Annotated in this window: 12 protein-coding genes; 5 read left to right on the forward strand and 7 right to left on the reverse strand. The window is 67.7% G+C overall.

Going from position 1 to position 10925, the window contains the following annotated elements; all coding sequences use genetic code 11:
- The 4 genes from RTN46_RS14725 to RTN46_RS14740 all read left to right on the forward strand — a co-directional run.
- Positions 1 to 640 (forward strand): M20/M25/M40 family metallo-hydrolase (locus tag RTN46_RS14725; RefSeq protein ID WP_312182481.1); only part of this gene is annotated, 640 nt, incomplete at its 5' end.
- Positions 637 to 1386, forward strand: a complete 750-nt coding sequence (locus RTN46_RS14730) for a DUF5058 family protein (protein WP_312182483.1) — start codon at positions 637 to 639, stop codon at positions 1384 to 1386. The genes RTN46_RS14725 and RTN46_RS14730, both read left to right, overlap by 4 nt.
- A gap of 21 nt (positions 1387 to 1407) precedes the next feature.
- A complete protein-coding gene (locus tag RTN46_RS14735; protein WP_312182485.1) occupies positions 1408 to 2136 on the forward strand; it encodes a hypothetical protein in 729 nt (242 codons plus the stop codon).
- An 82-nt stretch (positions 2137 to 2218) separates the two neighbouring features.
- Positions 2219 to 3490 (forward strand): amidohydrolase, encoded by a 1272-nt coding sequence (locus RTN46_RS14740; protein ID WP_312182487.1) that lies wholly within the window; start codon positions 2219 to 2221, stop codon positions 3488 to 3490.
- 147 nt (positions 3491 to 3637) lie between these two features.
- Here RTN46_RS14740 and RTN46_RS14745 read toward each other — a convergent pair whose 3' ends face one another.
- From RTN46_RS14745 to RTN46_RS14775, 7 genes are all read right to left on the reverse strand, one after another.
- On the reverse strand, positions 3638 to 3904 hold the full coding sequence (locus RTN46_RS14745) for a Txe/YoeB family addiction module toxin (RefSeq protein WP_312182489.1): 267 nt from the start codon (positions 3902 to 3904) through the stop codon (positions 3638 to 3640).
- Positions 3901 to 4152, reverse strand: a complete 252-nt coding sequence (locus tag RTN46_RS14750; protein WP_312182491.1) for a type II toxin-antitoxin system prevent-host-death family antitoxin — start codon at positions 4150 to 4152, stop codon at positions 3901 to 3903. The genes RTN46_RS14745 and RTN46_RS14750 overlap by 4 nt, the downstream gene beginning before the upstream one ends.
- Positions 4153 to 4268: 116 nt before the next feature.
- Complete coding sequence (locus RTN46_RS14755) at positions 4269 to 5435, reverse strand: hypothetical protein (protein ID WP_312182493.1); 1167 nt, start codon at positions 5433 to 5435, stop codon at positions 4269 to 4271.
- Positions 5436 to 5535: 100 nt separating this feature from the next.
- Positions 5536 to 6615: an extracellular solute-binding protein gene (locus RTN46_RS14760; RefSeq protein WP_312182494.1), complete on the reverse strand. Its 1080-nt coding sequence runs from the start codon at positions 6613 to 6615 to the stop codon at positions 5536 to 5538.
- Positions 6616 to 6750: 135 nt separating this feature from the next.
- Positions 6751 to 7803, reverse strand: a complete 1053-nt coding sequence (locus RTN46_RS14765; protein ID WP_312182495.1) for an ABC transporter ATP-binding protein — start codon at positions 7801 to 7803, stop codon at positions 6751 to 6753.
- Positions 7800 to 8594, reverse strand: coding sequence for an ABC transporter permease (locus RTN46_RS14770; RefSeq protein ID WP_312182497.1), 795 nt, complete (start codon positions 8592 to 8594; stop codon positions 7800 to 7802). Before RTN46_RS14770 ends, RTN46_RS14765 begins: the two co-directional genes overlap by 4 nt.
- Positions 8595 to 8635: 41 nt before the next feature.
- Positions 8636 to 9457, reverse strand: a complete 822-nt coding sequence (locus RTN46_RS14775) for an ABC transporter permease (RefSeq protein ID WP_312182499.1) — start codon at positions 9455 to 9457, stop codon at positions 8636 to 8638.
- Between the two features lie 189 nt (positions 9458 to 9646).
- Between RTN46_RS14775 and RTN46_RS14780 the strand changes: the two genes are divergently transcribed.
- The gene (locus tag RTN46_RS14780; protein ID WP_312182501.1) at positions 9647 to 10630 is read left to right on the forward strand and encodes a LacI family DNA-binding transcriptional regulator; all 984 of its coding nucleotides are present in this window, start codon (positions 9647 to 9649) and stop codon (positions 10628 to 10630) included.
- The last annotated feature ends 295 nt before the right edge of the window (positions 10631 to 10925 follow it).

Raw genomic sequence — 10925 nt, forward strand, 5'->3', positions numbered from 1 at the left:
CGGCACCCCGGACCACGCCGGCACCCGCCCGATGGACGACCGCCGCGATGCCATGGTGGCCGCCGCCGAAGCCGTCCTGGCTATCCGGGCCGAGGGCTGCGGCGCCCCGGAGCACGGCGTCGCCACGGTCACACGGCTGGAGAACGCCTCAGCGTCACCGAACGTGGTCCCCGCCCTGGTCCGCCTGTACGGCGAGGTCCGCAGCGTGGACGAGACCTGGCTGCATGGCAGCCGCCGGCTGGCCGAGGAGATCGCCGCCAAGGCCGTGGAGCACGACGTCGAGGTGGAGCTGGGCTGGTCCACGGACAACACGGTGGTCCGGGCCGCCACCGGAGTGCAGGACCTGGCCGCGGAGGCGGCCGATGCTGCCGGCGTTCCCTGGCTGCCGATTCCCAGCGGTGCCACGCACGACGCCGTGCACATGGCCTCGCTGGCCCCGATGGGCATGATCTTCATTCCCTCCGCCAACGGCAAAAGCCACTGCCCGGAGGAATTCACCACCACCGAACACATCACCACCGGGGTCCAAGTCCTGGCCGACACCCTGCTGCGGCTCGATTCGCATTCCTTCCCCGCCCGCCCGCACTCTGCCCGCCCACACTCTGCCCGCCCCCACCCAGTCCGAAGGAACCATCCATGATGCTTTCCCCGCCCCGTGACGGCAGCTCCACCGACATCCTCCAAGTGGCGAACATCCCCATCTTGTGGGTCTTCGCGCTGGCCGTGTTCGCCGTCGTCATCATCCAGAGCGTGATCTACGTGCGGGCCGCCACCAAGGCCGGGCCGGCTGCGGAGATTTCCCCAGCGGAGCTGAAGACCTCCTTCCGCGCCGGGGCCGTGGCCGCGATCGGGCCGTCGCTGGCCGTGGTCCTGGTCAGCATCGCGCTGCTGTCCCTCTTCGGTACTCCCGCTGTGCTGACGCGGATCGGGCTGGTGGGCTCGGCGGCCACAGAAACCGCGTCCGCGTCCATCGCCGCGGGCACCATGGACGCCGTCCTGGGAGGGGAGGGCTACACGCAGACGGTGTACGCCGTCGCGTTCACTGCCATGAGCCTCTCCGGTGCCATGTGGATGGTCTGCTGCCTGGTCTTTACCCCGCTGCTTAAGCGCGGAGACAGCAAACTCAGGGACGTGAACCCGGCCCTGATGGCCATCATTCCCACCGCCGCCCTGCTGGGCGCGTTCGCCAGCCTCGGTGCTGCGGAGCTGCCCAAGAGCGGGGTGCACGTGCTGACCGTGGTGGTCTCCGCCGCTGTAATGGGTATGTGCCTGCTCCTGGCCAAAAAGCTGCAGGCGCCCTGGCTGCGCGAATGGGGACTGGGCATTTCCATTGTCCTGGGCCTGGTCATCGCCTACCTCGCCCACACTTCCGGCACCGCTGCCTAAGCCCGAACCCAGGAGACCCCGATGTCAACAACTGCAACCACCGCCGGCGCCCAAGCCTCCCTTCAAGAATTCGACCGGACCACCTCCCGGTGGGGCCAGCTCACCATGCTCGCTGCCCTGCTGCTCTCCCTGGCCGGACCGTTCTACCTGGTGTTCTTCGCCGACCTCGGCGTCACCGGCACCATGGTGTGGACCGCGGCCCTGGCTGTGGGCGCCGCGTTCTTTGTGCTCTGGTTCGTGGAGCCGATCACCTACTACCCGGTGCTGGGGCCGGCCGCCATGTACCAGGCCTTTATGATCGGCAACATCGCCAACAAGCTGCTGCCATCCGCCATGGTGGCGCAGGCGACCATCGGCGCGAAGCCCGGCACCAAAAAGGCCGACTTCTCCGCCCTGATGGCCATCTGCGGCGCCGCCATGGTTCACGTTTTTTCCATGCTGGTGTTCGTGGGCCTGCTGGGCACCTGGCTGCTGACCCTCATCCCGGTCGAGGTGATGGACGTGGCCCGGCTCTACATCTTCCCGTCCATCATCGGTGCCGTCCTGGTCCAGCTGGTGGTCTCGGCCAAGCAACCGCGGGTCACGATCATCGCCGTCGGCGTGGCCATGCTGGTCGTTTTTGTCCTGGTGCCGATGTTCCCGGCGATCGCCAAGCTCGCCACCGGGATTACCGTGGTGGCGACGGCGGCCCTCGCCTGGTTTGCCCGCAGCCGGAACGACGCCGGTCAGGCACCCGAGCTGGTCAACTAGCGGCCCGCTCGGATTTGCCTGATTTTCCCGCTCTACCTGCTTTTCCGCTCTACCTGTTTTCCGCACGACGAAAGGTTCACCAATGACTGTCACCACTGAAGGCACCACCACCGGCAGCGCCGCCGCTTTCCTCACCGACCTGGGCTACACCCCCGAAGACCAGCAGAAGCTGCACGACACCTACCGCTACCTGCACACTCATCCCGAACTCTCCATGCAGGAACACCAGACCGCGGCCTACCTGCTGGGCCGGCTCCAGGAGCTGGGGATGGAGGCCTTTCCCTGCGGCGGGACCGGCGTCGTCGGCGTCCTGCGCAACGGCGACGGGCCGGTGGTGGGATTCCGCGCGGACACGGACGGCCTGCCGATCGGCGAGAACACCGGTCTTGAGTACGCCAGCACCGCCACCGGCACGCTGGAAGACGGCACCGCCGTGCCGGTGATGCACGGCTGCGGGCACGACACCCACATGGCCGTGGCCCTGGCCACCGCCGAGCTGCTGGCCCGCGGCACCGACCGCTGGGCCGGAACCGTGGTCTTTATCTTCCAGCCCGGTGAGGAAACCGCGGCCGGTGCCCGGGCCATGGTCGACGACGGGCTCTGGGACAAGGCGCCCCGCCCCGAAGTTATTTACGGGCAGCACGTCTGGCCCGGGGTGGCCGGGGAACTGGAAATCAGCAGCGGCACCGCCATGGCCATGGCCGACTCCTGGCGGATCACCGTGCTGGGCCGGCAGGCGCACGGCTCGCAGCCGGAGAAGTCGATCGATCCGATTGTCCTCGGCGCCCACATGGTGGTGCGGATCCAGACCATCCTCTCCCGCGAGGTGCCGGCCCGCGACTCCGCGGTCATCACCGTGGGCACCTTCCACGGCGGCCTGAAGGAAAACATCATCCCCGGCAGCGCCGAGTTCACGGTCAACGTGCGCACCTTTGAGCCCGAGGTGCGGGACCACGTACTGGGCGCGCTGCGCCGGATTATCGCCGCCGAAGCCGCGGCCTCCGGCGCCCCGGAGCCACTGATCGAGGAGATCTCCAGCTTCCCGCGCTGCTACAACGATCCGGAGACCACCGCCGGACTGCTTCCCGGACTGCGCGCGGCGCTGGGCGAGGCCAACGTGAAGGAAGTCCCGCCGGTGATGGGCAGCGAGGACTTCGGCCTGCTGGCCGACGCGATCGGGGTGCCGTCGGTGTATTGGATGTTCGGCTCCACTCGCCGGGAGCGGGTCGACGCCGGCGAGCTCGTTGCCGGAAACCACTCACCGGAGTTCGCTCCCGAACTTGAGCCCACGCTGGACACCGGGCTGGCAGCGGCGCTGGCGGCCCTGACGGGCCGGCTCGCTCCCGGAGCGTAGGCCTCCGGAGCGCAGGCCCCCGGAATACCGGCCTAGCCATGGGCCCGTCCGCCGCTGCCTACGGCACGGCTTGCGCCGGGTTCCGGACCTGGCGGCAGCGGGCGGGCAGGGGCGGCGGCTACGGGTCTGCGTCTGGCCGGGACGGCGCTAGTAGTGGTACCGAGCCTGTAGGACCGTTACGTAGTTGTCGTCAGCGACATAGACAAGCCGGTTAGCCTCGTCGATACGACGGGACCAGACACCGGCCAAAGCATGTTTGAGGGGCTCCGGTTTTCCGATGCCGTCGAACGGGTCATCGCGCAGAATGTCCTCAATGAGGGTGTTGATGCGCTTGAGCGTCTTCCGGTCCTGGCTCTGCCAGTGCAGGTAGTCTTCCCACCCTTCAGCAGTCCAGGCCAATGTGCGTACGCTCAAGGCTCGACGAGCCCGTGTTCGGTGACGTTACCCTCTCGTGCGGACTTCAGGGACGTGAGCAGCCGTTCGGCGTTCTTGGGGGAGCGCAGCAGATAGCTGGTCTCGACCAGCGCATCGTACTCGTCCTTGGACATCAGAACAGCGGAGCCACGCTTGGACGTAATTTCGACCTCGGTGTGGTCCAAATTGACCCGTTCGATGAGACCGAAAAGGTCACGCCGGGCTTCACTGGTTGTAATTGCGGCCATGCCAACCTCCTAGTACTGGATATGGTACCACTAGGGTTGAAACCAGAAGGGGCCTCCGGGGTGCAGTTCGCACCAGGGAGGCCCCTTATCTCGCAAATCAGCTCAGCCAGCCAAGGTCAGGAACCAAACAGCTCCCGCTCCAGCGCGTCAATCTCGTCCACCATCGACGCCTTCAGCGCAGCCTTCTCCGCCTCCGGCAGCCAGCAGGCGTCAGCGCCGGCCAGCGCCGACTTGCGCAGCCAGGCACGGTCCAGACCGAGGTCATCGACGGCGATCTGGTATTCGTTGGCGAGGTTGGTGGGGAACATCCCCGGATCATCCGAGGCGAGGATGACGTTCAGGCCGGCGTCGACCATGGCCTTGATCGAGGCACGCCGCCACGGACGCCAAGAGCGCCGGGAGGTGGTGAAGATGCCGGTGAACGGGGTCTGGTCCTCGCGCACCCGGGCGATCACGGCGTCATCCTCCATCACGAAGTAGCCGTGGTCGATCCGGTCGCAGCCGAGCAGATCGAGGCAGGTGATCGTGTTGATGGCCACCGGAGCGTGCTCGGAGGAGTGCGCGGTGCGCTTCAGTCCGTGCTTGCCGGCCAGCTGGTAGGCCTCGGCGAACCGCTCCGGCGGGCCGGCGGTCTCCAGGTTATCCAGCCCAACGCCCACCACGTACTCGTGCGGAGCATCCAGGATCTGCTGAACCCGGCCCACCGCGTACGCACCGTCCTGGCTGCGGTCGATGCCGACGATCAGCCGCCCGGTCATGCCGAACTCCCGCTCAGCCATCCGGATACCCTCCGCGTAGGCCTCTACGCAGCCGGCGTAACCCAGCTCCGTGAGGTTCGGCGGAACATCGTCGATGAACAGCTCCAGGTGCCGGGTGTTGCTGGTCCGGTGGGCGGCCTCGAAAGCTTCGTAGGTGATGCGCGTGAGGTCCGCGGCCTCGGTCAGGGACTGCATCACCCAGTCGGAGGCCTGAAACAGCGAGTAGCGGTCGCCGTCGGGGTCCAGGGAGTAGTCCTCCACAATCGGGATCCGGGCATTCTGGTACGGGGTGAAGTCCCGCATCACTGAGGAGATGTTCGCGAAGATCGTCTCCGGGTCCTCCGGCAGCTCCAGGCCGGCCTTGGCGGCCAGCTCGGCGAAGGTGGTGGCCCGGACCGTGCCGATGAGGTGGCAGTGCAGGTCCGTCTTCGGCAGCCGGGCGGCGAACTGCTGCAGGGCCGTCAGCTCCGACAGGGCTGATTCTGACAGTGCTGACTCCGGCGGGGTGGAGGTGGTGAGGGGCATGCGTCCTGACTTTCAGTGCGGTACGTGGTCCAGAAAAGCTGCCGGCCCTGGGGAGGGACGGCCCGGAACGGCGGGCCGCCGTGCGGCCCGCCGTGGGGAATTACTTGGAGGAGGCCTCACGGGCAAAGCGGTCAACCCAGGAATCGTAGTTCGCCACGATGGTGGGGAAGTCCAGGGTGGAGAAGCCGGCCGCGATCGGATCCTTGGCAATATCGCCGACGACGGCGGTCAGGGAGTCCGGCACGGTCGCGTCCGGGTTCACCGGCAGATCGCCCACCAGTTCGGCGGAAGCGGTCTGGGCTTCGGCGGAGAGCAGGTAGTCGATGAACTCGTGGGCGGCGTCGACGTTCTCGGCGCCGGACGGGATCAGCACCCGGTTGGTGGCCATGTAGCGGCCGGTGTCGGTGGCGGTCCAGGCGATCGGCTCACCGGATTCGATCAGGTCGGTGGCGAAGCCGTTGAGGGTGGGGGAGGCGACGATCTCGCCCTGCACCAGCAGGTTGGTGATTTCGGTGGAGGAGGAGACGAACTTCAGGATGTTCGGAGCCCAGCCGCCGATCTTCTCCAGGGCCGCATCGATGTCATACGGGTCGGAGCCGTAGGTGGCAGCCGCGGCGGTCACGGAGAGCTGTCCGCCGGTGGTGGAGATGTCCGGGAAGCCCAGCCGGCCGGCGTACTTGCTGTCGCCGTAGAGGTCCCAGCTGGCTGCTTCCTTGGCCGTGACGTCCTCGGTACGGTACATCACGCCGTTGAGCTGGTAGCTGTAGGACGGGCCGGAGAAGTCATCGGAGATGGCGAAGTCCGCGATGTTCTCCAGGTTCGGGATCTTCTCCGCGTCAACGGCCTGGAACAGGCCCTTTTCCTCGCCCATCGCGGCGTAGAAATCGGACATCAGCATCACGTCGACGCCGGAGTCCCCGCCCGCGAGGTCCAGGGAGGAGAGCCGGTCCGCGTTGGAACCGGTTTCGATCTCCACGCTGATCCCGGTCTTTTCCTCGAACGGCTTCACCACGGCTTCCTCGAACTCGTCCACACCGAACGGGAAAGCGCTCAGGACCAGGGTCTTGGACTCCCCGGAAGCGTCGCTGGACGCGCCGCAGCCGGACAGGACGAGCGCGGCGGAGACGGCCACGGAAGCGGCGGCAGCGAGTTTGGCTGCGCGGTTGCGGGGGAGGGACATGGTGTTTCGGTTCCTTTCGGTGGTACCCGGCACGGGCGCGCCGCGTAGGTTCAGGGCAAGCGGAAAAACTGGAACATCTGGGGGAGGGCGGGAACCCGCCGGTTTGGGGGGAAACCGGCGAGCCCCCGCCCGGCTTTAGGCCGCGGAAGCGGCAGGTGAGGCTGCGACCGGGGAGGGGACGACGTCGTCGGGCAGCGACACGATGTCCCCGCCAGCCGCCGAAATAGTGACCGGATCACCCGGGCGCAGCGCCGGAAGCGACGCGCTCTGCGAATTGCGGTGCACCGCCACCTTCAACTCGGTGCCGCCGGCAGCGGCGGTGACAATCTCGTCCGTGCCGCGGTAGGCCACCGAGGTGACGACGGCGTCCAGCACCACACCGCCGTCGGCGGCCGGCTGTCCCGGAGTGACCAGGCGCAGGTGCTCGGGCCGGACGGTGACCAGGCCGCGGCCGGGCAGCTCCAGGAAGTTCTCGTAGCCCAGGAAGTCGGCCACGAACCGGCTGGCGGGGCGGGTGAAGACCTCGGACGGGGAGCCGGTCTGTTCGATCTTGCCGGCACGCATCAGGACCATGGAGTCGGACATTTCCAGGGCTTCGTCCTGGTCATGCGTCACCAGCACCACGGTCAGCCCGGTTTCGGACTGGATGCGGCGGATCTCGGCGCGCATCTGCACCCGCAGTCGGGCGTCGAGGTTGGAGAGCGGCTCATCGAGCAGCAGCAGCCGCGGCCGGATGGCGATCGCGCGGGCCAGGGCCACGCGCTGCTGCTGGCCGCCGGAGAGGGCCTTGGGCTTGCGCTCGGCCAGGTGGCCCAGGCCCACCATGTCCAGGCACTCGGCGATCCGGGCCTTGCGCTCCGGGGCGGGCACCTTGCGCAGCTTCAGGCCGTAGCCCACGTTGTCCGCGATGCTCAGGTGCGGGAACAGGGCGTAGGACTGGAAGACCATGCCCAGGTTCCGCTTTTCCGGCGGCAGCGTGGTGGCGTCCGTGCCGCCGATGATGATCTGCCCGGCGGTGGGCTGCAGGTAACCGGCCAGCATCCGCAGGCTGGTGGTCTTGCCGCAGCCGCTGGGACCGAGCAGGGTGGTGAGCTTCCCTTCCTCGATCTGCAGGTTGATGGAATCCACGGCCAGCGAACTGCCGTAGTTCTGGCTCACGTTCACGAATTCTGCTGCGGGCGTGCTCACGAGTTGATACCTCCGAAGATTTTGGCGAAGCCCACGGTCCGCTCGGCGATGATGGCGATGACGACGGTGCCGGCCATGATCAGCGTGGACATGGCGGCGATCATGGGGTCGTAGGACTGCTGGACGTAGTCGAGCATGGTGATCGGGAAGGTGCTGAAGTCCCGGCTTTGCAGCAGCAGGGACAGCGGCACGTTGTTGAACGAGGTGATGAAGCTCAGCAGCGCCGCGGAAATCAGGCCCGGCCGCATCAGCGGCAGGGTCACGGTGCGGAAGGTGTGCAGCGGCGTCGCGCCCAGGCCGCGGGCGGCGTCTTCGACGCTGAGGTCGCTGAGCACCAGCGTGGAGCCGGTGACGCGGACGGTGTACGGCATCAGGATGACCACGTGGCCCAGCAGCAGCACCCAGAAGGAATCCGCGCGCAGCGTGATGACCAGCTGCTGGTACAGGGCCAGGCCGACCACCAGCTCCGGCACGATCAGCGGGGAGGCGAAGAACGTCTGGATGAAGCCCTTGCCGGCCAGCTTGCTGCGGGCAATGGCCAGCGCCGCCGGAACTCCGAGCAGCAGGGCGATCGCGGTGGACACCACGGCCAGCAGGAGCGAGGACGTCAACGACTCCATGAACGGATCGTAGGAGAGCGCCTTCTCAAACCACTGCAGCGAGAAGCCGGTGGGCGGGAACGCCAGCGTGCGCCCGGCGGTGAAGGACGTCATCACCACGAACAGGATCGGCACGATCATCACGACGTACCCGATCACGGAAAGGGTGAGCAAGACTGGCCGGGATTTCATGCCGCGGGATTTCATTCGACGGGTTTTCAATCGCTGGGTGTTCACTCGACCCTGCCCTTTCGTGAGCCAAGGACCGAGGACAGGCCGGAGACCAGGAACACCAGCACCGTCATGATCAGCGCGGTGGCCGAGGCGGCCTGCCAGTCAACGGTCACGGAGGAGTAGGTGAACAGCTGGGTGGAAAGCACCCGCTGGCCGGTTCCGCCGAGCAGGTATGGGGTGGTGTAGGCGGTGGCCGCGCCGGCGAACACGAGAGTGGCGGCGACGACGACGCCGGGCAGGGACAGCGGGACCACGATGCTCCACAGCGTGCGGGTGCGGGTGGCACCCAGGCCGCGGGCGGCGTCGTCGAGGTTCCGGTCCACCTGCGCGATGGCGGAGTAAATGGTGATGATCGCCAGCGGCAGGAAGAGCTGGAGCATGCCCAGGATCACGGCCAGCGGCGTGTAGAGCAGCTGCGGTCCACGGTCGCTGAGTCCCAGTGCCACGATCAGCTGCCCGACGGCGCCGTTGCTGCCCAGGATGACCAGCCAGCCGAAGGTGCGCACCACGTTGCTCAGCAGCAGCGGGAAGATCGCCAGGGCCAGCCAGACGCCGGCGAAGCGGGAGGTGGAGCGGGCCAGCAGGAACGCGATGGGGAAGCCCAGGACAATGCACAGGGCGGTGACGGTCAGGCCATAGATTAGGGTCCGGCCGATGATCGCGAGGTCATAGGGATCGGTGAGCATCTGCCCGAGCCGGCCGAAGACGTCGGCCGGGCTGGTGCCGGGTGGGCTGAAGATCATGAGCAGCGCGGGGATGGCGAATCCCAGCACCAGCACAATGGCTCCCGGCGCAAGCAGGAGCTTCGGTCTGCGCAGCATAGGGCGTTATCCCCGAATCAATATGGCTGATCGGATCGATCAAGACGGACGTATCAAGCTGATGAAACCGGTTGTGGAACCGATTGCAGATTACCCTAGTAGTGTCGTGTTTCGAATTTGTTAACCCGGCTTCAGAGAGCCTCGCCCGACCGGCGGTAGAGTTACGCGCTAGGGAATATGGGGGTGGGGATGGCAACGCTGGACGACGTCGCGGCGCTGGCAGGTGTGTCCAAGGCGACAGCCTCCCGCGCCCTGGGCCGGCCCGAGCTGGTCGCCCGGGAAACCATCGAGCGGGTCCGTGCCGCCTCCGACTCCCTCGGCTTCCAGCCCAGCCGCATTGCCCGTGCCCTGGCCCGTGGCCGCACCGGACTGCTGGCGCTGGTGGTCCCCAGCCTGCAGAACACCTTCTTCGCCCCGATTATCGAGGGCGCGCAGGCCGCTGCGGAGGAATCCGGCAACCACCTGACGATTGCCGTGAGCGGGCTGGCGTCCGCCGCGGACCAGCACGGCATCGAACGGCTCGCCGGGCAGGTGGACGGACTGATCCTCAACGCCTCCCAGGCCAGCCCGGACGTGGTGCTGCAGGCCGCGTCGCTGGCGCCCACGGTGCTGATCGAACGTGAAGTTGCCGGGATGCCTTCGGTTGTGGCGGACACTGCGGAAGCCTTCGGGCAGCTCGCCGCGGAGTTCGCGGCGCGCGGGCACACCCGCATTGCGTACGTGGGCGGACCGGACGGTTCCTGGCCGGACAATATGCGCACCCGCGCCGTCGCCCAGGCGCTGCAGGGCAAGGCTGACCTGACCATTCTGGGACCATTGCCGCCGCTCGCGGAAAGCGGGATCCGGCTGGTCGATGAGGTGCTCGCTTCCGGGGCCACCGCCGTCCTGGTGTATGCCTCGCCGATCGCGCTCGGCCTGATGTACGGCCTGCGGCTGCGCGGCATTGAGGTGCCGCGGGACCTGGTGGTCAGCGGCGATGCCCGGATTGCCCGCGCCCTGGGGTCCACCGGGATTCCGTCCGTGGATGTCGACGGCATCCAGGTCGGCCGGCAGGGTGTGGAGCTGCTGCTGTGGCTGCTCGAGCAGCGCGGCCTGCAGGGACGCGGCCTCGATGTGCCGGGCCTGGCGTATCCGGAACAGCGCCGGCTGTCCGTGCCGGTGCACTGGTCCTGAGGGGGCTTGCCGGGCGGAGGGGCGCGGGGCGCGGTCGGGGCTGAGTCGGGGCTGAGGGACTGTCGTGGGCGGCGCCGTCCTCGACGGCTGTCCCCCGGGCGGCTGAGGTCCTGAGGGGCTGGGGGCCGGAGCGCCTAGACGCCTGCACGCCTTGACGCCTGCACGCCTGGTCCATGCATTCGTGCGGGATTGCGCTGTCCCGACGGGCTCGGTGTGCAGATATGGCGAGCTTGGGCTGGTTACGTGCGCAGATATGGCGGGTTGTTCGGCGGGGAGGTCGCCAGAGCTGCGCACT

Source organism: Arthrobacter sp., assembly GCF_031988865.1.
Classification (GTDB): Bacteria; Actinomycetota; Actinomycetes; order Actinomycetales; family Micrococcaceae; genus Arthrobacter_B.